Annotated in this window: 19 protein-coding genes; 15 read left to right on the top strand and 4 right to left on the bottom strand. The window is 61.2% G+C overall.

The features are described 5' to 3' along the window. Positions 1-17: 17 nt before the first annotated feature. The 3 genes from D8767_RS15075 to D8767_RS15065 are packed head-to-tail and all read left to right on the top strand — an operon-like array spanning position 18 to position 3,533. Entirely contained in the window at positions 18-1,133 is a 1,116-nt protein-coding gene (locus tag D8767_RS15075; protein ID WP_016715298.1) for a hypothetical protein, read from the top strand. Positions 1,134-1,152: 19 nt separating this feature from the next. Then, positions 1,153-2,715 (top strand): Wzz/FepE/Etk N-terminal domain-containing protein, encoded by a 1,563-nt coding sequence (locus D8767_RS15070; protein ID WP_016715297.1) that lies wholly within the window; start codon positions 1,153-1,155, stop codon positions 2,713-2,715. Positions 2,716-2,726: 11 nt separating this feature from the next. Next, positions 2,727-3,533 (top strand): CpsD/CapB family tyrosine-protein kinase, encoded by an 807-nt coding sequence (locus D8767_RS15065; protein WP_016715296.1) that lies wholly within the window; start codon positions 2,727-2,729, stop codon positions 3,531-3,533. A gap of 46 nt (positions 3,534-3,579) precedes the next feature. On the opposite strand, the gene galE is transcribed toward D8767_RS15065, so the two are convergent. The 3 genes from galE to D8767_RS15050 all read right to left on the bottom strand — a co-directional run bounded on the left by galE (position 3,580) and on the right by D8767_RS15050 (position 8,793). Beyond that, positions 3,580-4,554, bottom strand: a complete 975-nt coding sequence (gene galE, locus D8767_RS15060; protein WP_016715295.1) for a UDP-glucose 4-epimerase GalE — start codon at positions 4,552-4,554, stop codon at positions 3,580-3,582. A 106-nt stretch (positions 4,555-4,660) separates the two neighbouring features. After that, positions 4,661-7,261: a cellulase family glycosylhydrolase gene (locus tag D8767_RS15055; RefSeq protein WP_029380343.1), complete on the bottom strand. Its 2,601-nt coding sequence runs from the start codon at positions 7,259-7,261 to the stop codon at positions 4,661-4,663. Between the two features lie 5 nt (positions 7,262-7,266). Further along, on the bottom strand, positions 7,267-8,793 hold the full coding sequence (locus D8767_RS15050; protein ID WP_016715293.1) for an O-antigen ligase: 1,527 nt from the start codon (positions 8,791-8,793) through the stop codon (positions 7,267-7,269). Between the two features lie 95 nt (positions 8,794-8,888). Between D8767_RS15050 and D8767_RS15045 the strand changes: the two genes are divergently transcribed. From D8767_RS15045 to D8767_RS14990, 11 genes are all read left to right on the top strand, one after another. Beyond that, positions 8,889-10,265, top strand: coding sequence for an oligosaccharide flippase family protein (locus tag D8767_RS15045; protein ID WP_016715292.1), 1,377 nt, complete (start codon positions 8,889-8,891; stop codon positions 10,263-10,265). A gap of 236 nt (positions 10,266-10,501) precedes the next feature. Further along, on the top strand, positions 10,502-11,968 hold the full coding sequence (locus D8767_RS15035; protein ID WP_016715290.1) for an FAD-dependent oxidoreductase: 1,467 nt from the start codon (positions 10,502-10,504) through the stop codon (positions 11,966-11,968). 105 nt (positions 11,969-12,073) lie between these two features. Further along, entirely contained in the window at positions 12,074-12,691 is a 618-nt protein-coding gene (locus tag D8767_RS15030) for an acyltransferase (protein ID WP_016715289.1), read from the top strand. Further along, positions 12,684-13,640: a glycosyltransferase family 2 protein gene (locus D8767_RS15025; RefSeq protein ID WP_016715288.1), complete on the top strand. Its 957-nt coding sequence runs from the start codon at positions 12,684-12,686 to the stop codon at positions 13,638-13,640. The genes D8767_RS15030 and D8767_RS15025 overlap by 8 nt, the downstream gene beginning before the upstream one ends. Positions 13,641-13,648: 8 nt before the next feature. Continuing rightward, complete coding sequence (locus D8767_RS15020) at positions 13,649-14,173, top strand: serine O-acetyltransferase (RefSeq protein WP_016715287.1); 525 nt, start codon at positions 13,649-13,651, stop codon at positions 14,171-14,173. Positions 14,174-14,178: 5 nt separating this feature from the next. After that, a complete protein-coding gene (locus D8767_RS15015; RefSeq protein WP_016715286.1) occupies positions 14,179-15,156 on the top strand; it encodes a glycosyltransferase family 2 protein in 978 nt (325 codons plus the stop codon). Between the two features lie 9 nt (positions 15,157-15,165). Continuing rightward, positions 15,166-16,170: a VirK/YbjX family protein gene (locus D8767_RS15010; protein ID WP_016715285.1), complete on the top strand. Its 1,005-nt coding sequence runs from the start codon at positions 15,166-15,168 to the stop codon at positions 16,168-16,170. Between the two features lie 49 nt (positions 16,171-16,219). Continuing rightward, on the top strand, positions 16,220-17,422 hold the full coding sequence (locus D8767_RS15005; RefSeq protein ID WP_016715284.1) for a glycosyltransferase: 1,203 nt from the start codon (positions 16,220-16,222) through the stop codon (positions 17,420-17,422). Next, positions 17,419-18,606 carry a glycosyltransferase family 2 protein gene (locus D8767_RS15000; RefSeq protein WP_016715283.1) on the top strand — a complete coding sequence of 396 codons (1,188 nt, stop codon included), beginning with the start codon at positions 17,419-17,421 and terminating at the stop codon, positions 18,604-18,606. The genes D8767_RS15005 and D8767_RS15000 overlap by 4 nt, the downstream gene beginning before the upstream one ends. Then, positions 18,606-19,364, top strand: coding sequence for a WecB/TagA/CpsF family glycosyltransferase (locus D8767_RS14995; protein ID WP_016715282.1), 759 nt, complete (start codon positions 18,606-18,608; stop codon positions 19,362-19,364). The genes D8767_RS15000 and D8767_RS14995 overlap by 1 nt, the downstream gene beginning before the upstream one ends. A 156-nt stretch (positions 19,365-19,520) precedes the next feature. Next, on the top strand, positions 19,521-20,942 hold the full coding sequence (locus tag D8767_RS14990; RefSeq protein ID WP_016715281.1) for an undecaprenyl-phosphate glucose phosphotransferase: 1,422 nt from the start codon (positions 19,521-19,523) through the stop codon (positions 20,940-20,942). A gap of 41 nt (positions 20,943-20,983) precedes the next feature. Here D8767_RS14990 and D8767_RS14985 read toward each other — a convergent pair whose 3' ends face one another. Beyond that, positions 20,984-21,925 (bottom strand): LysR substrate-binding domain-containing protein, encoded by a 942-nt coding sequence (locus D8767_RS14985; protein ID WP_016715280.1) that lies wholly within the window; start codon positions 21,923-21,925, stop codon positions 20,984-20,986. Between the two features lie 146 nt (positions 21,926-22,071). Between D8767_RS14985 and D8767_RS14980 the strand changes: the two genes are divergently transcribed. Further along, positions 22,072-23,448 (top strand): L-serine ammonia-lyase, encoded by a 1,377-nt coding sequence (locus D8767_RS14980; RefSeq protein ID WP_016715279.1) that lies wholly within the window; start codon positions 22,072-22,074, stop codon positions 23,446-23,448. Positions 23,449-23,464: the final 16 nt, after the last annotated feature.

Here is a 23,464-nt window from a genome sequence, read left to right as displayed (position 1 = left end):
TTTAATAAGAACATTTAATGCCTCTTCTTAAAACAACACGCATTGCAACGGCAATTCTGGTGTTGCCGTTCACGGACGCGGTCCTGGCGGCAAATTGGCAGTCCACGGTGGTGGTACCGACATCCGTCGAATACGACAGCAACCCTTTGTTGCTGACGTCGGGGGAAAAGGGCATAACGCGCACGATCATTGCGCCGGACTACACCCTGATCGGTACCTTCGACCGTGACGAACTGAGGTTGGGGTTGGGTATGCATGTGTTGCGCTCATCCGACACGGACATAGTCGATGACCGGGAAGACCCTGACCTGAGCCTGGGCTGGCAGCGCACGACCGAGCGTGGTCGTTTTGGCCTGGTGGCACGCTATAACGAAAGCTCGACCCTGTCGGGAACCGTGCTGGACACTGGCGTGATCACCACCGACGGTACGCAAAAGCTGTATACGCTGACCGGCAACTGGAGCCAGGCGGTTACCGAACGCAGCACCCTGAGTAACGAGACCACATACAGCCGCGCCCGTTATGACATCAGTACGCTGACGGGGTACGACGAATTGGCGAACGTCTTTACCTGGACCTACGCCTGGAGCGAGCGGGCCGACCTGTACACCCGTTTCGGCGCGCGGCGGTATGAGCCCGAGCAAGACCTTACCGCGACAGCCTCCAACAGCTACACCCCGGCGGTGGGGATCAAGTACCAGCTTTCGGATCGCCTGAGCGCCGACGCTCACGTAGGCGTCAACGAAGTATCCGGTGATGAAGGCGGCCGGCGCGGGGAGGGCGGCGTATCGCTGCTGTACACCGGTGTGCGCGCAGATGCCAGTTTTACTGCCGAACGCAGCACGGTGGCCAGCGCCGAAGGTGGCTTCGCCGAGCTGGACCAGGTACGCGGTGTGTGGAGTTACGCGGTCAGCGAGCTGAACCGGGTAGGCGCGGACGCGGCCTGGCAAGACAGCAAGGGGCAGAGCCCCAACACGTTACAGACTTACAGCGTATGGGCCAGCCGCCAGTTTTCGCCGTACTGGGACCTGCGCCTGTCGCTGATGTACAAGGAACGGCAGCAGGACCATGTAGCGGATGCAACCGCGACAATCGTTGGTTTGACGTTGACGTACAGGTACCCCGACATCTGAACTTCAGGCAGGTGGCCCCATGAAGTCTGACTACGAACTCTCCCTCAGGGATTACATCGCCATTATCAAGGACAGGGCCCTGGTGTTAGGGGTGAGTGCCGCAGTCATTCTTGCCGCGACCGTGGCCGTCGCGTTGATGGTGCCGCCGATCTACCAGTCGACTGGCACTATCCTGGTGGAGTCGCAGCAGATTTCGCCCGAGCTGGTGTCTACCAACAACACCAGCTTTGCCGATGAGCGCATCGAGGTGATCCGCCAGCGGGTGATGACCCGTGGGAACCTGCTGCGCATCATCGGCAAGTACGACCTGTTCGCCGACAAGCGCCTCAGCGAAAGCGACAAGATCGACCAGATGCGCAATGCCATCGTGGTCGAAACCCTCACCACCTTCGTGCGCGGGCGGGGTGAAGCCACCGTGGCGTTCAATGTGTCCTTCGAGCACAAGCAGGCGCAAGTGGCCAAGGAAGTGGCTGACGAACTGGTGACGCTGTTCCTCAACGAGAACCTCAAGCAGCGCACCGAACGGGCCAACGAAACCACCGAATTTCTCACCCAGGAGGCCAACAAGCTGGGCGCCGAGCTGGCCAGCCTGGAAAACCAGCTGGCCGACTTCAAGCAAGCCCATGCCAACGCTTTGCCCGAGCACCAGACCCTGCGCATGAACATGCTGTCGCGCTCGGAGCTGGAATTCCGTGAAGTCGACCGTGACTACAAGGCTGCCCAGGAAGAGCTGCGCTACCTTGAGCTGGAATTGTCCGCCGCCAATGCTGGCCTGGCCACAAAGGCAATCGAAGGCAGCAAATCAGCGAGCGCCGACCAGCCCGAGGATCTACCGAGCCTGAAGGCTGAATACGCCCGCTTGCTGACTCGCTACAAAGACGCTCACCCGGATGTGGTGGCGATCAAACGCAAGATTCAGGCGCTCGAAGCCACGGGCGGTCGCACGGCAGCGGCTTCCACGGTGGGCCTCGATGTTGCCCGCGTGCGCGCCAAGATGAGTGCAGCCCAGGAACGTATCAGTTCGCTGGCCGAGCAGAAGCGCGAACTGACCAAAAAGATGGAAGGCTACGAGGCCGAGATCCTCGAAGCACCGCAGGTCGAACGTGGCCTGGTGACCTTGATGCGCGACCACGACAACGCGCGCAAGAAGTACGAAGAAATCCGCGCCAAGGAAATGGGCGCGAAGATTACCGAAAGCCTGGAACAGGAAAACAAGGCCGAGCGCTTCGTGTTGCTGGAGCCACCGTTGATGCCAGAGAAGCCGATCAAGCCCAACCGCAAGAAAATCGCGGCTCTGGGGCTGGTGCTGGCGCCGGCAGGCGGTGGTGCACTGGTGATGCTGCTGGAAATGCTCAACCAGCGTGTGCGCGGCGTCGGTGCCCTGGAAAACCTGCTGGGCAAACGCGTGTTGGTGGCGGTGCCGTACATCGATACCAAAGCGGATGTGGCCAGGCGTAAACGCTGGCGGAACGGGTTGATCCTGGCGGCGCTGGTACTGGCGGCTATCATGGTAGTGCTGGTGCACGTGTTCTACATGCCACTGGATGTGCTGTTGTTCAAAGTCATGTCTCGGTTTGCATAGGGAAAGCAGTGATGGACAGGATCAAGCCGGCTATTGGCAATAACGTTCACCCGGTGACACCGGGAACTCCCCAGGCCTTGTCACCTGCCCCGGGGACGGCACTGGCGGAAGTGCCTGGCCAGTTCGACTACGTGAACACCAAGGTAGTGCCGCTTCGCGCGGAGCACCTTGAACGTCACCGCATCGTGGCCTACAACAAGAACTCCAGCATGAACGGGCCGATCGACCTGCTGCGCACGCAGGTACTCAGGCTTATGGACGAAAACGGCTGGCGTACCCTGGCCATCACCTCACCCACACCTGAGGCGGGCAAGACGGTGCTGGCGATCAACCTGGCCATGAGCATCGCCCACCACACCACCAAGACGGCGCTGCTGGTGGACTTCGACTTGCGCCGGCCCAAGGTCGGCAGCAGCCTGGGCCTGCCCATGGAACAGGCGCTGAACGAGTTTTTGACGGACAAGGCCGAACTGCAGGAATGCCTGGTCAACCCGACCCTGCCGCGCTTTGTAGTGCTGCCTACGCGGGTACCTGTGCCGTTGTCGACCGAGATGCTGTCGTCGCCCAAGGTGAACAACCTGATCAGCGATTTGCGCAACCGCTACGAGTCGCGCATCTGTATTTTCGATTTGCCACCGTTACTTAGCTCTGATGATGCGATCACCGTGATACCTAAGTTCGACTGTGTATTGCTGGTGGTGGCCAACGGGATGAACAACAAGAAGGAAATCGAGGATTGCCTGCATCACCTGGGGCAGGTGAACCTGATCGGGACCGTGCTGAACAAGGCCGACGAGCAACCGCGGACCTATTATTGAGGCTTCAAATGCAACCATTGGGGCTGCTACGCAGCCCCCGAAGATGTCAGCCTTGCCGCGTAGTCCAGGGATACTGCAACTCCCACTGCCACGCATGCCGCACAATCTGCTCCAGCGATACAAACTCCGGCCGCCAGCCCAATATTTTCACCGCCTTGCCAGCATCGGCCACCAGCCGGGGCGGGTCGCCGGCGCGACGCGGTGCATCGATTACGTGGATTTCACGCCCAGTCACCGCACGGGCAGTATCGATCACTTCCTGCACTGAAAAACCATGGCCATTGCCGAGGTTGAACGCCGTACGCTCGCCACCCTTCAATAGATAATCCACCGCCAGCGCGTGCGCCGCCGCCAGGTCGGCCACATGGATGTAGTCGCGTATACAGGTGCCATCCGGCGTGTCGTAATCCCGGCCAAACACCGTCACCGCCTCACGTCGGCCCGAGGCAGCCTGCAGGATCAGCGGGATCAGGTGGGTTTCGGGCTCGTGGCGCTCTCCCAGCTGGCCTTCCGGGTCAGCGCCTGCTGCATTGAAATAGCGCAGGCAAACCGATTTCAAGCCATAGGCCCGGTCGAAGTCCTCGAGAATCTGCTCGACCATCCACTTGCTCAGCCCATATGGGTTGATTGGTCCTTTGGCATGCCCTTCATCGATTGGAATATAGAGCGGATTACCGTAAACGGCCGCGCTGGAAGAAAACACCAGATGCTTGATGCCGGCATTCACCATGGCCTGCAGCAGGCTAAGGGTGGCCGCGACATTATTCTGGTAGTACTTGCCAGGCGCGCTGACCGACTCGCCTACCTGAATGAACGAGGCAAAGTGAAAGACGGCATCAAAGCGGCACACGCCAAACAACACATCCAGTGCGGCCTCGTCGGCGATATCCAGCTTGGCCCATTGGACGCCAGGTGCAGGTGCAACCAGGTCAGCCACCACCACCTCGTGGCCAGCAGCGATCAAGTGCTTGACCATATGCGAGCCGATGTAGCCGGCGCCACCGACAACCAGGAACTTCATCCGCACCTCCTGTGACCTGCTGTTTTACAAACGCGGTGAACCGTCCCTGAAAAGTTCAGGTGAATTGGCCAGCTACAGGTGACTTGAGCGTAGATGGCCAGATGCCCTATTTCAAGAACAGCCAGTTGGACATGTAGTTGCCGTCGAACGTAATCACGTAATGCCCGTCCTTGTACGTTGCCGGCAGGGGCTTGAGTTGGAGCTGCGCATCGTGTGCGAACAGCTTCAGCCCGGCAGGTGCCTCGATGGTCAGGCTGCCCTCGAAGGGTTCGACATTGAATGGCGTTTTGTCATCGGCCTTGGGCATGGCGCGGGTACCCAGTGACAGCAACAGCTCCCGTGACTGGCCCAGCGGTTTGCCGTCCAGGCTCTGTACCGCGACGCTGGCGTAAGGCGTTTTCGTTTGCACCTGAATGGCCCCCAGGCTGATCGAACGCCCTCCCAGCCAGCCGGTGGCGGCCTGGCTCAGCGGTGTATCGATGGTGTAGATGCCTTGTTGCCAGTTGCGCTTGAGCTCGCCGGTGTCGGTCACCGATTCGGTAGCATCGGTGGCCAGCAGCGATTGCCCTGGGTCTTGCAGCACTTGCGCACCTGCGGGAATGGCGGCCGGTTTCAACCACGGCAACTCCGGTGTTTGCGGCAGGGCAATTTGCAGTTGGCCCTTCTCCATGGCTGTGCGCAACAAAGGCGAATTTCGTGGGGTGATCTCTTGGTTGTAAAGGGTGGCGGGCGTCGGTGCGAAAACGTAATGGGTGGTTGCAGGCTTCACATCGGCACGTCGATAGAGCAGGGCAGCAGCGGGCAGCGTGGCGATCATCGCGGGGTCGTTGTAGGCGTGCCAGTTGTCCGCCGTGCGCCAGCCAGGGTTGAAGGCCTGTTGGCTGTAGGCATATTGCATGAGCGCGTCCCAGCCCTGGTGGCTGGCAGTGCCGGCCACGTACAGCGGCAGCGAGTGGCGGTCGGGCAATGGGAAAGGCTCGGCGTTCCATTCGGTGACGGTCAGTGGTTTGCCCACGACCTGGGCGGCGGCGATCCAGTCGATCATGCCGTCGCTGGTCAACGGGTTTTTCTCCAGTTGGCCGATGGCGCCGTAACTGTGGGCATCGACGACATCGCCTGCGGTCAGGGCCGGCAATGCGCTCAGACCATTGCCGCCCCAGGTGCTGGTGGTGGCTATTGGCACCTTTACCCCCACGCTGCGCAGGTGAGCGATCATGTCGGCGTTGAAGCGCTGTTCCAGGTCGTTGAGGAGCAGCTTCGACGGGCCGTGCTCCCACGCGCGCCAGGTTTGGTCGACGGGCAGGTTGTACTGCCTGGCGAAGGCTTTGGCCGCTGCCATGTAGCGCTCGCTGTGGCGCGGTACATCCTTGTTCGGCATCAGGGCGTTGCCGTAATGCTGGGTAAGGTCGTTCTCGTTGGTGATCAGCACGGCGGCGATGGCCGGGTCGTCCTTGTAGGCAAGGCCCGTGTACTCGTTCACATGGGTCAGGTACTGCTCGGCAAAGCGCTTCATCGCCGCCTGAATACTGTTGTTCACATAGGCATAGCCCTTCAGGTCGACGCGGTCATCTTTCTTGGGCAGCTCATCGAAATCGTCAATGTTGTCGTTGGCGGTAAGTGCGCGCTGTACGTGCATGTCCAGCCAGATGTAGATGCCTTCGTCCTTGAGCGCCTTGATCCACAGGTCGAGCTTGCGCAGTGACTCGGCACTGAGCTGCTGGGTGTCGCGCACCAGGGTACCGTCGCCGAACACGTTCGGGCTGACCCAGGGCGAGTCGTGGTGGTGCAGGCGCACCAGGTTGAACCCCAGTGCGGACAGGCGCTTGGCCTGTTGGCGAATTTCGTCGTCGGGGCTTTTGAACAGCGAATAGGCAGACAGGTTGGTGCCCCAGAAACGCACGGGGGTGTTGTCCTCGAACATCAGCTGTTCACCGACCGCCTTGACGAACCCACGTTTGCCGGCGGGCTTTTGCGCCGCGTTGAGGAACGACAGGTCCACCGGTGAAGTGCGCCAGTCCAGCTGGTCATCCGGCCAACCGGCAGGGTCGGCCAGGCCGAAGCGCTCAGTGGGCGTGGGCCCCAGCTCGATGTCGCCGGTCACGTTGAGTACAGCCTTGAGTTGTTGCTTGCCGGCGTTGATCGGGTCTTTGTACAGGAACGCACGCAATTCGGACGGGTTGCCACGCTCGAAATACACCTTGGCCAGTGGCGGGTCGAAGCGCATTTCGATGCGCCGGCCTTGGTCAGCCTTGCCCCAGGACCAGCCGCGATTGTCGGCCAGCAGTTGTGGCGCACCCATATCGCCGGCGATTTGCGCCGGGTCGAACTGGAACACCATGCCGCCACCCATCACCCCGGTCTGGCGGCTATGGGCGTCCAGGTCGAAGGCCCAGCTCAGGGTTTGTGCTTGCGCTTTGCGGATATCAGCCGCCAGGTCGAAGTCCAGCTCTTTGTTCTTGCCCCGCAGCGTGTACTGATAGGGGCCATTGACCTTGAAGTCGGTATAGAAGCCGGTCCAGCTCCAGTTGGCGGCCCAGAAGTCGAACTTGGCCTTCATCACCGGGCCACCGCCGTGTGTCACGGTGGGCAGCCCACTCTGTTCATCGACACTGACCTGCCAGCCGGAGCCCCAGCCGGCCAATGGCAGCAAGGCCAGGCCGGCAATGGCCGACAGGCGTACGAAAGGACGCAGGGATAGCACGTTCATGAACATTACCTGGGTTGTAGGCCGGGTTCGGCCAGTTCCATGGCCTGGCTGTCGTGCAGCCGGCGAACCATTTGGATGTAGGCCACACCCAGCCCGGCGATGGACCAGTACACCACCGGGATGAAGGTGATGCTGCTGACGGTGAAGATGATCACCAGAATGCCGATCAGTGTCGCCAGCAACACCCGGCCGAGCTGTCGTCGTTCATCATCCTTGTCAGCGAAACTGAGCATGGACCGGCGGATCCCGCGCAGCACCACGGCAAAGAACGCCACGAACAGACCGAGCCCCACCAGCCCGACCCGCAGTGCCAGGTTGATGTAGGTGTTGACGATGTCGATGATGCCTTCGCCCTGGATCATCGACTGCATTTCCGGGGTGTTGCGGAAGTCGAACGAGCCGAACAGCGGGTTGCGCTGGATGACGATCCAGGCGTTGTCCATCAGGCGCTCGCGGTAGGTGATGTTCTCTTTTTCCAGGTTGCCAATGAAGGGCAGCAGGTCCAGTACTTTTTCACCGCCGGGCACGATGGTGAGCAAGGGCAGGGCCAGCATGCCGGCTGCGCCCAGCAGCGCCAGGCGCTTGACGGCACCTTTGCCCAGGGCAATGAACACCACCACGATGACCACGACGCCGATCCACGGGCCGCGTGACAACGGTGCGAACAGCCCGGCGGCCAGTAGTAGGGCGCCCATGGCTTTGTGCAGCGGGCGTTGCACATAGCCCTGGACGAACAGGAACAGGCCGATGGCTACACTCATCACATAGCCCAGGGCAATTGCCTGGCCGGTGGTGACGCTAGCCCGCAGCGCGCCGCCGCGGCTGAGGTAACCCGACATGCTCCAAGGCACGCCCATGGCATCGACCAGGGCGCTGTACAGCAGCCAGTGGCGTACATACTCGGCCACGGCGATCAGTGCCATGACGAAGGCGGTGAGCACGAAGGCCAGCATGGCGTCCTTGAAGTCGCTTATCTGGCGCAGGCCGCGGCTGGCCACGTAATACGGCAGGAAGACGTCGACATACAAGTACAGCGCCTGGCGCAGGGTGTCGGTGAGGGTGGTTTCGCGCAAGTACAGCACGCTCATCAGCACCAGGCCGGCCGCCAGCAGCTTGTCGGCCCAGGTGCGGCCAAAGCGCAGGGTGCCTGCCTGGCGGCTTAGCTGCAGCGCGGCGGGCAGCAGCACACACAGGGTAAGCAGGCGGATATGGTTCAGGTCGACCAGGTAGTTGACCACACCAAATCCGGGCACCTGCACCGACGCAGGCGGGATGAGGAACAGCAGCATGTAGAACAGTGCCATGGGGTTGTGTTCTCGGCGCCCCGCAATCAGCAGGATGACCGCGCCCGCACCCAGATACAGCCAGAAGCTGTGCGAGACGAAAGCCAGCACAGTCAGCAGGAACCACAAGTTGCGCCGGCGCTTGAAGTCAGCGAGCGGAATCAGGTCGGTGGCAGGGCGCCGCGCAAGCAGGAAGACCACGCTCGCCAAAAACAGGATGACGATCAACGCACGAAAATGTTCAGGCATCGGCTATGTACACCTTTCCCTCGGTGGGCAACGGCTAGCATCGTGGCTAATTGAAACTATAGTGACTTTTAGCCAATCAGTCAGAGATTGAAGTCATGCCGTCGATTGATGTGTCAGCCACCGCAAGCCTGCGCCAGCGGGCCATGAGGGCCGGGTCCTGGAACCTGGTGTCGCAGGTGGCGTCACAGGTCATGCGCCTTGGCGGCAACCTGATCATGGCCCGCTTGCTGCTGCCGGAAATGTTCGGGGTGATGGTCATTGCCACCACCGTTTCGGTACTGCTGCACCTGCTGTCCGATGTCGGCCTGCGCCAGAACATCATCCAGAGCCAACGGGGTGACGACCCGGACTTTCTCAATACCGCTTGGACCGTGCAGATCATCCGCGGCTTCGTGCTGTTCGGCCTGACCCTGTTGCTGGCTTTGTGTGCCTGGGTGGCGCAGTTCGAAGAACTGTGGCCGGCAGACTCCACCTATGCCGCGCCCATATTGCCGATGGTGCTGGCGGTTACCGGGCTGTCGGCGGTCATCTGGGGGTTCCAGTCCACCAAGATAGACGTGGCGGTACGCACTTTCCAACAGAAGCGTGTGGTACTGGTGGACCTGGCGTCACAAGCGGCCGGCTTGGTGGTGATGCTGGTGCTGGGCTTGCTGACCCATTCCATCTGGGCCTTGGTCATTGCCGGCCTGGTGTCTGCCGTGGCCTGGACTGTGCTGGGCCACACGGCGTTGGAGGGGCCGCGCAACCACCTGCGCTGGGACCGTACGGCGCTTACCGAACTGATCGTGTTTGGCCGCTGGATCCTGCTGTCGTCGATGGTGGGCGTACTGGCCATGTACGGCGACCGCATCCTGTTCGGTGCCAGCATGTCGGCGGCGCAGCTGGGGGTGTATTCGATTGCCGTGCTGATCCTGGGCGCGGTGCAGACCGCACTGATGAAGATTGTCGGCGCCGTGGCGCTTCCTGCTTTCAGCGAAGCGGCCCGCGCCGACGACAAGGCGCGGCTGAAAGCGCTGTATCACCGCTTCCGCCTGCTGGTCGACCTGCTGGTGCTGTTTATCTGCGGTGGCTTCCTGACCGCCAGCCCTCTGCTGATCGGCTGGATGTACGACGAGCGATACAGTGAGGCAGGCTCGATGCTGGCGATTCTTTCGCTGTCGTTCATCGTATTGCGCTATACCTTGGCTCATCAGGTGTGGATCGCCTTGGGCCTGACCAAATATCAGGCCATGGACAACATCATCCGCCTGGTCTCGCTGTGGGGGCTGCTACCGCTGCTGTTGGCGATTGGCGGTGTGGAATGGGCCATCTGGGGTGTTGCCCTGCATACCGTGCCCACGCTGGTGCTGGTTGTGTACGTGAACTGCAAGCTAGGTATTTTCAGCCTTAAACGTGAGCTGGTGGTGCTACCGATGCTACTGGTCGGGGCGCTGTGCGGGGCGCTGTTGACGGCCTTTTTCAACTGGCTGTGATGCAGCGTGCTGGGTGTAAATTCAACGGGTACAGGTCACGGGATCATGGGGAAGCTTACTTTTTGTAGTGCGCAGCTGGGGCGTAGGGGCTTTCTCCAGAGTTGTGTCTTGCTGGGCGTCGGTGGCGCCGTATTCGGCGCTTTTGCACCCGTTGCTGGCAAACCTGTCGAAAAGCCGGGGTTCGTGGTGATCAACGGCTGGGTATTGCCGTCCCGTTACTTCCGGAACGAGCCAGCATGATCAAGAACTATCAGCAGCAGAAGGCGCTGCGCGATCATTACGATTTTTGCATCATTGGCGCCGGCCCGGCAGGTATTACCCTAGGCCTGCGCTTGGCCGCTGCGGGCTGGAGCGTGTTGCTCGCCGAGGGCGGCGGGCGTGAGTATGCGCCGCACTCGCAAGGCTTGTATGCCTGCGCGTCCACGGGCCTTGAACTGTACGCCGAGGAAACCCGCCTGCGTTACCTGGGCGGCACTTCCAACCATTGGGCCGGCCGTTGTCGCCCCTTCACGCCCTCCGACTTTTCTATCTCCCCGCCAGGCGACCTGCCTGGCTGGCCCATCGCCTATTCGGAGATCGAGGGTTACCTGCCTGCAGCCATGGAGATCGTAGACCTGCCGGCCGGGTCGGATTTTCGTGCGATGAATACCGGCCTCAACGGCGGCGATTTCGAACCCGATCGTTTCCTGCTAAGCACACCCACGCGCTTTGCGCAGAAATACGCCACGGCCCTCGAACAGACCAAAGGCCTGGACGTGTTCATCAATTGCAACTGCGTGGACCTGGAGTTCGACAAGGCGTCCGGGCACCTGGCCGCCGTGATCCTGTCCGACTACGAACGCAATCGGCAGCGCCTGGTGGCAAGCAACTTCATTCTGGCCACCGGTGCCATCGAGAATGCCCGACAGTTGCTCAACAGTGAGACCTTGGTGGGCGCGGGCGTGGTGAACAAGGACGGGCTGGTTGGCGGGTGCTTCATGGAGCACCTGAATATCGACTTGGGGACCTTCATCCTCAAGTCCGGGCAGAACCCGGAGCCACGCCAGTACTACACCACCGATGCCTTCGTCGATGAGTACAAGGCCGGCAAAGGCAACGTCACGGCCGCCTTGCTGGCCGATGTGCAAACTTATGGTCGTACCGCCGAGGTCAAACATTTTCTCGAAAACCTGGCCTGTGACTGGGGCTTCGCCAGCAAGGTAGCGTTCGTTGCCAAGTTCAGCTGCCCCGGTGATGGCGTGATCAGTACGATGATCGAGCAATTCCCCAACCTGCACAGCCGTATTTCGCTGCTGGACGAGAAGGACGCACTGGGCGTTGCCAAGGTCAATGTCAACTGGGCACTGACTGCCGATGACCGGCACACCATCAAGTGCATTGGCAGCGAGCTGGCCAAGCAGTTCGCCGACATGGACCTGGGCTTCGTCAAGCTCAACGACTTTGTCTACGACACGTCGATCCCGCTGAAAATGGCCCCGCATGCCCATCACATGGGCACCACGCGCATGGCCGCCTCGCCGCAGTACGGCGTGGTCGATACCAACTGCAAGGTGTTTGGTACCGAAAACCTGTACATCGCCGGCAGCAGTATTTTCGCCAAGGGCGGCGCCTCCAACCCGACCATGCCGCTGCTGCAGTTTGCCGTGCGGCTGGCCGACCACCTCAATGCCAAGATGACGGCGGCCAGGGGCGCCGTGGCGTGACGCTTGTTGTACATGGGTTGAGTGCGCTGCGGTCAGCAACCAGAAGAACGAGACCGGAACGCCTCAGGAACATTCCAGACGGATTTGATTGCGAGGCCAGGCAGTATGAAGGGATGGATACGCAAGGCAGTGGCGCATTATGCCCATGCAACCGGGCGGGGCGGCACGTTCTACAGGCGGTTCTGCAGGCCTTCAGGGCTTGAATGGGGCGCCTACCTCACCCGTTGGGGCAACTTTCACTCGGTCGGCACCAACTTCTTTGTCAATACAGGCTGCAAGTTCCTCGACCCGTCGCTGGTGCGCATTGGCAACAGTGTGGGCCTTTCCGACTGCACGCTGATCGGTCATGACGGGGTGGTATTGCTGATCGAGCATCGCTTCGGCAAGCACCTGGATTCAGTCGGGTTCATCGATATCAAGGACAACTGCTTCATCGGCCACGGTGCGATCATCATGCCCCGCGTGACCATCGGGCCAGAGTCGATCGTGGCTGCCGGCGCGGTAGTGACCAAGGATGTACCGCCTGGCACTGTCTACGGTGGCAACCCGGCTGAATTCATCTGTACCACCGAACAGCTGATCAAACGGGTCGAGGCGCGTTGCGAAGCGTACCCGTGGATCGACCTGGTCAAGCAGCGCAATGGCGCCTACGACCCGGAAGTGGAGCCGCTGTTGATGGCGCAAAGGCGTCAGTATTTCTTCGGGGACAGCAAAAATGGCTAGCAAACCTGTGGATGTCATGGTGGTCAACTTCAATACCGCCGGGCTGCTACAGCCGATGTTCGACGCCCTGCGCCGCGCCGACGGCGAACGGCTGGCCAGCTACCTGGTGGTGGACAATGCATCACGCGATGACTCGGTGCAGCGCATGGCCCAGGTGTGTCCCGAAGCACTGCTGTTGAGCAACAAACAGAATGTGGGCTTCGGCCGGGCCAACAACCAGCTGCTGGCACACCTGAAGGGCAAGTACGCCTTGCTACTCAATACCGATGCCTTTGTCGCCGCCGACTCCTTGCAGAAAACCCTCGACTACATGGAGGCCCACCCGGAGTGCGGCGTGCTGGGGGTGCGCCTAGAGGGCCGAGACGGTGACCTGCAGCCCAGTTGCCGCTACTTCCCCACACCGCTCAACGTTTTTGTCGGGCGCACCGGGTTGGGGCGGTTTTTCCCCGGGCTGAAAATGGTCGACGAAATGAACTGGGACCACGCATCGATTCGCGAGTGTGACTGGTTGCCCGGCTGCTTCTACCTGGTACGCCGCGAAGTGCTGGACAAGGTAGGCCTGTTCGACCCTCGCTACTTCCTTTATTACGAAGAGGTGGACCACTGCAAGCGGGTGAAGGAGGCGGGCTGGAAAGTGGTGTTCTATCCGCATACAACCGTGGTGCACATCGGGGGTGAAAGCTCCAAATCGGTGGCCGAGCTGGAGGCTGCAAGCCGGCAGATCTCGGCGTACCAGATCGAAAGCGAGTTGCTGTACTTCCGCAAGCACCACGGGGTGGCGGGGCTGGCCCTGCACATGCTGCTGGTCACCTTGGGTGACCTGGTGCTGGCACTCAAGGCGCTGTTGAAACGACGCGGCTGGGGCGCGATACAGGCCTGCTGGCGTCATTGCCAGACAACCTGGTCATTGTTGTTCAAGACCCGGTACGCCAGCCAGGCGACAAGGTAGGTGGAGCCATGTTCGAGAATATTCGTGCTGACCTGCGGGCCCACGGCGGTGACTGGGCCGCCCAGGGGTTCTGGGTACTGCTGGTGTATCGCTTTGGCCGCTGGCGCTATACCGTGCGCCCGGCGCTGCTGCGCAAGCTGTGCTCGTTGATCTACAAGGTGCTGTTCAAATTCGTGCAAATCATCACCGGCATCGAACTGCCGTGCGAAGTGGTGATTGGCCGCAACTTCGTCATCGACCATTTTGGCGGCATCGTTGTCAGCGGCTATGCCCGCTTTGGCGATGACTGCCGCATCCGCAACGGCGTGGTGGTGGGCTTGAAGAATGTCGACGAGCCAATTGCCCCGGTGTTCGGCAATAACGTCGATATCGGCACCGGCGCCAAGGTGCTGGGCAGTATTCGTATAGGCAACAACGTGATCATCGGCGCCAATGCCGTGGTACTGGTGGATGTGCCGGACAACTCGTTGGCGGTAGGGGTGCCGGCCACCATCAAGACCAGGCAGCCGGCTAGCACCGCGCCCGTTGAGTGAGGCTTATGGCAACGGTAATCGGTGTGGTGGTCATCGGCCGCAATGAAGGCACACGCCTGGAGCGTTGCCTGCGTTCGCTGATGCAGGGTGTGGGCAAGGTCATGTACGTCGACTCGGGCTCCACCGACGGTTCGCCGCAGCTGGCCCGCAGCCTGGGGGTGGAGGTACTGGCGTTGGACATGCGTGTTCCGTTCACTGCCGCGCGCGCCCGCAACGAAGGCTTTAGCGCCTTGCAGCGGCTGTTGCCGTCGATGCAGCTGGTGCAGTTCGTCGATGGTGACTGCGAGGTGGATGCCCGCTGGCTGGCTACGGCGCAGGCATTTCTCGACCAACACCCTGAGGTGGCAGTGGTGTGCGGCCGCCGCCGTGAACGCTTCCCGGAACGATCGGTGTACAACCTGTTGTGCGATCTGGAATGGGACACCCCCATCGGTGAAGCCAAGGCTTGTGGCGGCGATGCGTTGATGCGCGCAGACGCCTTCGCTGCCGCTGGCGGCTTCCGCGCTGACCTGATCGCTGGCGAGGAGCCCGAGCTGTGCGTGCGCTTGCGAGGCAATGGCTGGAAAGTCTGGCGCCTGGACGCCGAGATGACCCTGCACGACGCGGCCATGACCCGCTTCAGCCAATGGTGGCGGCGCAGCCTGCGTGCCGGCCATGCCTATGCCGAGGGGGCTTACCTGCATGGGCAGCCGCCAGAGCAGCACTGGTTACGCGAGTCACGCCGGGCCTGGCTGTGGGGCTTGGGCATTCCTGTGGTGATTGTGCTGGCTTGCCTGCTGCTCGGTGGCTGGGGCCTGCTACTGCTATTGATTTACCCGCTTCAGGCTGTGCGCCTGGCCCGTCGTGGTGGCAAATCGGCGCGCGAGAACTGGCTGCAGGCGGTGTTCCTGGTGCTGGGCAAGTTCCCGGAAATGCTCGGCCAGCTGAAATTCATGCGCCACCGCTTCGCGGCCGGCAAATCGGCTTTGATCGAGTACAAGTGAGAGAGACCCATGATGCTCGGCGCCCTCGTCAAAAGCGTGTTTACCCTGCAACCGGGCTACTCGTTGCGGGCATTGAACAACAAGTACAAGTTGACCCAAGAGATTGTCAGGCAATGGCCTGAGCTGCATGCCTTCATGCAGCGCATGACGGCGGCGCTGGGCCAGCAGGGGCTGCAGCGGCTGGGTGTGGATTGCATCGGCGTGGTGCAGTGGCCTTACCTCAGCAAATGCTGGGAGGCCCCGCAGCGCCTGGAGGTGGTGGCTTCGCACTTTGAAGTGCTGGCCGGGCAGTTTCCGGCGCTGTTGCTACTGGGGCGGGACGAAAGCCTGACGCTGTGCGAGCTGGCCAGTTATTCGCCGGGCTGCCACCTGGTGATGGACCGGCCGATCTGGTTCAAGCGCGAAGGTGAACTGGTGCTGAACCTGTTCCAGGGCGACCTGCGCGTGGCGTCGTTGGCGTTTACCCTGTGCCGTGATCAGGGGGGGCTGTCGATGTTCATCGGTGCCGTCCAGGGCATTCACAAGGGCATCGACAGTGAAACCTCGCTGGCCATCTACCGTGACCTGACCAAGGACTTCGAGGGGCTGCGCCCGCGCAGCCTGCTGCTCGAAGCGTTGAAATGCCTGGCACGCATGCTGGGCGTTGCGCAGCTGTATGCCGTCAGCGATGCCTGCCGGCACCATCGCCACCCGTACTTTGGCAGCGACAAGGCCCAGGATCTGGCGGCCAACTACGACATCATCTGGCAAGAAAATGGCGCTACGGCGTCGAGCCGCGACGACTTCTTCACTATCCCCTTGGCACCGGCACAACGGGCCGAGCAGGACATCCCGGCCAAAAAGCGCGCGATGTACCGCCGCCGCCAGGCGCTGCTCGACGATGTTTTTATTCGCCTGCAGGCCGCATTGCCGGGCAGCGGTCACAACCTTGGACTACAAGGAAAACAGGGGGATGCATTTGCTGTGAGTGCATCGGCAGTAGACAGACCACCCGTAGTCGACAGCCTGAAGTAAAGGTTGCCAGGGGAGGCCGGTCATCAAGCGGGTTGGGATCTGAATTCGTATGCGCATTGCTTACTTCATCAATCAGTACCCGAAGGTCAGCCACAGTTTCATCCGCCGTGAGATCCTGGCGTTGGAGCGTCAGGGCGTAGAGGTGCAACGCATTGCCCTGCGGGGATGGGACGCCGAGTTGCAGGATGCCGAGGATACGGCCGAGCGCGACAAGACCCGCTATGTGCTGCGGGCTGGTGTAAAGGGCTTGCTGAGGCCCACGTTACAGGTGCTGCGAGCACAGCCCGGGCGGTTCTTCCAGGCCCTGTGGCTGGCCATGCGCCTTGGCCTGCGCGCCGACCGCGCCTGGCCCTACCACCTGGTCTACCTGGCCGAAGCTTGCCAGGTGCTGCAGTGGCTGCAGGCCAGTGAGGCGAAACACGTGCATGCCCATTTTGGCACCAACTCCACCGAGGTGGTCATGTTGGCCAACCAACTGGGCGGGCCGGCTTATAGTTTTACCGTGCATGGGCCGGAAGAGTTCGACAAACCGCAGTTCCTGCACATGGGCGAAAAGGTACGGCGAGCCGCCTTTGTCGCAGCGGTCAGTTCTTACGGGCGCAGCCAGCTGTTCCGCTGGGTGGCGCACGAGCATTGGCCCAAGGTAAAGGTTGTGCATTGCGGCCTGGAGCGGGGTTTCCATGAGGTGGCGCCGGTCGATGTACCGTCAGTACCACGGCTTGTTTGCGTGGGGCGCCTGTGTGAGCAGAAAGGCCAGCTGCTGTTGCTTGAGGCGGCGTGTCAGCTTGCTGCGCAGTCGATTGACTTCGAACTGGTGTTGGCCGGAGACGGCGAAATGCGCCAGCAGATCGAGGCCCTGATTGCCCGGCATGGCTTGCAGCGGCGCGTGCGCATCACTGGCTGGATCAGCAGTGCACAGGTGCGCGAAGAAATCCTTGCCGCCCGCGCGCTGGTATTGCCCAGCTTCGCCGAAGGCCTGCCGGTGGTGATCATGGAGGCCATGGCCTTGCGCCGGCCAGTGCTGACCACCTATGTGGCGGGCATCCCCGAGCTGGTGCGCCCGGGCGAGAACGGCTGGCTTTTCCCCGCTGGCGCCGTCGACGAGCTGGCTGAAGCCATGGCGGATTGCCTGTGCCAACCGGCCGACGTATTGCAGCGCATGGGCGAGGCAGCCTACCAGCGTGTGCTGCAGCGGCATGATATCGACACCGAAGCGGCCCGGCTGGCCGCTTATTTCAAGGCATCCGCATGATAAGTGTATTGAGTTGGTCGCTGGGCCTGCTGACGGTCATCGTCCTTGTGCCTGTGTCGATTTTTTTTGTACAGATGCTGCTGGCGTGTCTGCCACCACGCTCGCAGTACCTGGGCCATAGTCTGCGCCCCCGGGTGGCGGTGCTGGTACCTGCCCACGATGAGGCTGCGATCATTCGTGCAACGCTGGCGAGCATTGCCCCGCAATTGCTTGAGGGTGACCGCTTGCTGGTGGTGGCAGACAACTGCTCCGATGATACGGCCCAGCTGGCCCGCGACGCCGGCGCCGAGGTGGTGGAACGCTTCGACTCGGTGTTGCGTGGCAAAGGCTATGCGCTGGACTTCGGCGTGCGTCACCTGGCCGAACAGCCACCCGAGGTGGTGATTGTGGTGGATGCCGATTGCCAGGTGGGCGAGGGGGCGATTGACTGCCTGGCGCGTCGCTATCACCAGACCCAGCGGCCGGTACAGGCGCTGTACCTGATGCGTGCGCCTGTGGGGGCCGGGCTGAAAGTGCAGGTCGCCGAGTTTGCCTGGCGGGTAAAAAACCTGGTGCGCCCGCGTGGCTGGGCGCGGCTGGGCTTGCCCTGCCAACTGATGGGTGCGGGCATGGCATTCGGTTGGCACGACCTGACCTTGATCAATCTTGCCAATGGGCACCTGGTAGAGGACGTGAAACTGGGCCTGGATCTGTGTCAGCAGGGCAAGCCTCCCGTGTTCTGCCCCGAGGCATTGGTCACCAGCCAGTTTCCTGCCAGCCAGCAAGGCCTGAACAGCCAGCGCACCCGCTGGGAGCATGGCCACTTGGGCTTGATGCTGGCCGATGCGCCCAAGCGTGCGTTGGCCGCCGTGACCCAAGGCAATGGTAGCCTGCTGGCGATGACCCTCGACTTGCTGGTACCGCCTTTGGCGTTGTTGGTACTGACCCTGCTGGGGCTCAATCTGGTGGCCTGGCTTGCGTACTTGCTGTTTGATGTTGCCGCGCCAGCGTGGATCGCCCTGATAGCCTTGGCCATGCTCAGCCTTGCGGTTTTGCTGGCCTGGGCGCGCTTCTGCCGTGAGCTGATCCCGTTTTCCGTCTTGCTTTACGCACCGTTCTACGCGGCAAAGAAAATCCCTTTGTACCTAGGGTTCCTGATCAAGCGCCAGGTTGAGTGGGTGCGCTCAAAACGGGATGATGACTGATGGCACTGTGGCAATGGCAGAATCGCTGGCAATGCATAATCGACGCGCTCGAGGTGGTACCCGACAGCGGCGCGGCACAGCGCCTGCTCGACAGGCTGGCAGCCCCGCAAGCCGCGACCGTGCTGGGCTTCGTCAATGCCCATGCGATGAACCTGGTGGTCCGTGACGGCGCCTACTGCCAGGCACTGTCGGCAGCCGACGTGTTGCTGCGCGACGGCTCCGGCATGGCCATCCTGTATCGGCGTCTGGGCCTGGCACCCGGGCTTAACATGAACGGGACTGACTTCATTCCCAGGCTCATGGCCGCATACCGTGGGCGCAAGGTCGCATTCTGGGGCACCCGGCAACCCTACCTGAACCAGGCCGTGCAGCGGTGTGAAACCGAGTTTGGTGTCGTGCCCGTGTCGGTACATGACGGCTTTGCCAGCCTCGAAACCTACCTGCAGCTGGCCCGTGAGCAACAACCCGAGCTGATCGTGCTGGGCATGGGCATGCCCAAACAGGAGGCGGTGGCGGCCAGGCTGGCAGCCGTTGGCGGGCCGTGCCTGATCGTGTGTGGTGGGGCAATTCTGGACTTTCTCGGCGGCAAGGTCAGCCGGGCACCGCCTTGGCTAAGGCGGCTGGGGGGAGAGTGGGCCTACCGGCTGTTGCGCGAGCCAAAACGTCTGTTCATGCGTTATGTGGTGGGCAACCCGCTGTTCTTGCTGCGCACGCTGCTTTACCGCAAGGCAGCCGATTCGGCCAGGGGCACTGTATGAATCGGCCAAAATCCGCGCTGATGGCGGGTGGCTGCTACAGTGATAGCAGTGGCTTGGGGGCTGCACGATATTGCTTATCTGGCGTTGTACACGCTGTTTTCAAGACTTGATGCTTGATGGAAGGCACTGGCTACGCTGACACAGATGAGGTCTGAAATGGTTTTCGAACCCAGAAGCAGTCGTTCCTTACTCCAAAGAAGAAGCAGCGTAAGTAACGCCATTCAGGCAGGGCTCGATGGCATTGCAGTCACCGGTATTGCCTGGTATCTCATCTACGACCAGTTTGGTTACATTACCTCCGATTATGTAATCATGCTGCTGTTGCTGATTGGCGCACTGGCCGTCATTTACGACCATTATGCGATCTACCGCACCAATGTCGGGCTTTCGATCAAAGCCTTCCGCCTTTTCAAGGCCTGGTCGGCAACGTTCTGTTTTCTCGTGGTCATGGCCTTCCTGACCAAGCAGAGTGAAACGTACTCGCGTTTGTTGGTGGTGCAGTTGTTCATCATTGGCTACATCGCGCAGTTATTCCTGCACTTTGCCGTTCGTGAACTGCAAAAGCGTTTTACCGCCCATGCACGCCTGGATAACGCGCTGATTATCGGCGACGGCGACCTGGCGAATTTTCTTTATCAGAAAATCAGCAACAACCCCTGGTTTGGTGAACGGGTATTGGGGTGCGTACTGCTCGACAAGGGCGACGGCCAGGGGCGTGACAACGGCGAGGGAAAGCAGCGCCTGCCTGTGCTGGGGCACATTGCAGACCTGGATGAAATCGTCGCGCAGCATGGCATACGCACCGTTTACCTGGTCACGCCGCTCGGTGGCTCCGAGGTCATCAACGATGTGTACTTCAAGTTGCTCGACAAGTGCATCGCGGTGAACTGGGTGCCGGATATCTTTTCGTTGCGCCTGATCAACCACAGTGTGCGGGAAATTGCCGGGATTCCTGTGCTGACCTTGTCGGAAACGCCCCTGACGGGCATGAGCCTTTTCCTGAAAAACCTAGAGGACAGGGTGCTGGCAGCGGTGATTCTACTGTGCGCTTCGCCCGTGTTGCTGACGGTTGCACTGGCCATCAAACTCACCAGCCCCGGGCCGGTGTTCTTCCGCCAGGAACGCACGGGCTGGACCGGGGAATCGTTCCGGATTTGGAAATTCAGGAGCATGCATGTCCACCAGCCCGAAGGTGGTGTGGTCAAGCAGGCACAGAAGGATGACCCGCGGCTCACCCGGATTGGCGCCTTCATTCGTCGCACCAGCCTGGATGAATTGCCGCAGTTGTTCAATGTACTGACCGGGGAAATGTCGCTGGTCGGGCCGCGACCGCATGCGTTGCAGCATGACACCTTGTATTCGCAGGACATCGTTGATTACTTCGCCCGCCACAACATCAAACCAGGCATGACCGGCTTGGCCCAAGTACGTGGCTTCAGGGGAGAGACCAAGGATATCGAGCAGATGATCCAGCGGGTGGACTCGGACATCGAGTACATCAATAACTGGTCGCTGTGGCTGGACTTCGTGATTCTGGTGCGTACCCTGAACGCCTTTACCGGCAAGCAGGCTTACTAGTCATAAAGCTGGCGAGATCCCTGTAGGAGCGTACAGGCTGGCTATTCCTTGTTCAGCGGGTGCAATTCCCGGAATCCTCGCGCTTCCTCCACCAGCCAGTCATGCACCGCCCGCGCCCCAGGCTGGTTCAGCCCGCCTGGCGGGTAATGCACCACGTAGCGTTTGTGGTTGGCGATCGGAACGCCGAACGGCACGATCAATGCGCCGCGCTCCAGCTCGTCATTCAACAGTGTGCGACGGGCGATCGCTACGCCGATACCGGCGATGGCCGCTTCGATGGTCAGGTGGTTGCGGTTGAAAGTGTGCCCACGCCGCACATCCAGGCCAGCGGCGCCAATACCCTCTAGGTAGAACTCCCACTCCGCATACTCCGAACTGCCACGCCACGCCGTGATGTCGTGCAGCAGTGGGTAGTGCGCCAGGTCCGCCGGCCCATGCAGCGGCGGGCGCCCGCGTAGCAGGGTAGGTGAGCACACCGGAAAGATCTGCTCGTCCAGCAGCGGTGTCGAGAGCATGCCAGGGTAGCTGCCATCGTTCAGGTCGATAGCCAGGTCGAAATCGCCTGGGGTCAATGCCTGGGCACTGTCCTCGGCCACCAGGCGTAGCTCGATGTCCGGGTAACGCTGCTGAAAGCGCGGCAGGCGCGGGGTAAGCCATTTGGCCAAAAAAGACGGGATCGAGCGCACGCGCAAGGTGCCGCGGATTTCTCCGGCATCCAGGCGCAACAATTCGGCCTCGATGCTGCCGTAGGCTTCTGCCACTGTCTGGGCCAGGCGTTGCCCTTCGGCGCTCAGCTCCACACCGCGCGCCCGACGCAGGAACAGCCGGTAACCCAGGCGTTCTTCCAGCTGGCGCATCTGCTGGCTGACAGCACCTGGAGTGATGTGCAGCTCTTCGGCGCAGCGGGTGAAGGACAGGTGCCGGGCTGCGCAGGCGAATACATGTAGCCAGACGAACACCTGACCATTGAGTTGTCGTCGCATCGTTTAGTACCGCTAAAGCCTTGCTTAGAAAGATTCGTTGGTCATTCGTGAATGAGCGCGTCAGTATCGCGCAAAATCGCAATACCGCTCAATTTCTTCAGATAACCGTGCCGTGGATTCATCTCAGGGTACGGTCAGGCATTAGCATGGCTATCAGTGTTTTCGACCTTTTCAAAATCGGCATCGGGCCGTCCAGCTCTCACACCGTCGGCCCGATGCGGGCAGCAGCGACGTTCGCCCAGGCCCTGCGTGAGCAGGGGCTGCTGACGCGGGTAACGCGCGTTGAAGTGCGGTTGTATGGCTCGCTGTCGGCTACCGGGGTTGGCCATGCCACCGATCGCGCCTGCCTGCTGGGCCTGATGGGCCAATGGCCAGACCGGATCGACCCGGCCACCATCGATTCGCGTATCAGCCAGGTACTGCAGGAGCGTTGCCTGATATTGGATGGCAGCCACCCGCTGGCCTTCGAGTATGGCCGTGACATGTTGCTGCTCGACGAAAACCTGCCTTATCACCCCAATGCCATGAGCCTGGAGGCGCTGGACGGGCAGGGCAGCCTGCTGTGCCAGACCTACTACTCAGTGGGCGGTGGGTTTATCGTCGAGCAGGCCGAAATCGATGCCCCTGCCGCCGAAAGCAACGCAGTGATTTTGCCGTATGAGTTCGACAGTGCGGCCCAGCTGCTGACCTTGTGCAAAACCCACGGTTTGAGCGTTGCGCAACTGATGATGGCCAACGAACGTGCCTGGCGCCCGGAAGCCGAAGTGCGTGAAGGCTTGCTGCGTATCTGGGCGGCCATGCAGGAGTGTGTTCAGAACGGCCTGCGCAACGAAGGCATTCTGCCGGGTGGGCTGCATGTCAAGCGCCGCGCTGCGCGGTTGCATCGTAGCTTGCAGGAACTGGGCAAGCCCAACGTGATTGGCTCGACCCTCAGCGCGATGGAGTGGGTGAACCTGTTCGCCCTGGCGGTCAATGAAGAGAATGCTGCCGGTGGGCGCATGGTCACTGCACCAACCAACGGTGCGGCGGGCATTATCCCGGCGGTGCTGCACTACTATATGAAGTTCAACCCCAGTGCCAATGACGCGGATGTGGTGGACTTCCTGCTCGGCGCCGCAGCGGTCGGTATTCTGTGCAAGAAAAACGCGTCGATCTCCGGGGCCGAAGTCGGTTGCCAGGGGGAGGTAGGCTCAGCGTGTTCGATGGCCGCTGCCGGCCTGGCCCAAGTGCTGGGCGCAACACCGCCACAGCTTGAGAACGCCGCCGAAATTGCGCTGGAGCACAACCTCGGGCTGACCTGCGACCCGGTCGGTGGCCTGGTGCAGGTGCCGTGCATCGAGCGCAATGCAATTGCTGCGGTGAAGGCGATCAATGCCGTACAGATGGCGTTGCGTGGGGATGGCGAGCACTTCATCTCACTTGACCGGGTGATCCGCACCATGCGTGATACCGGGGCGGATATGCATGCCAATTACAAGGAAACTTCGCGTGGCGGTTTGGCGGTTGCATTCGTAGAGTGCTAACAGGCTAGATCTGGAT

The organism is Pseudomonas sp. LTGT-11-2Z, assembly GCF_003691445.1.
Lineage (GTDB): Bacteria > Pseudomonadota > Gammaproteobacteria > Pseudomonadales > Pseudomonadaceae > Aquipseudomonas > Aquipseudomonas monteilii.
The sequence above is the reverse complement of the archived record's forward strand: the minus strand, read 5'-3'. Positions and strand labels throughout refer to the sequence as shown.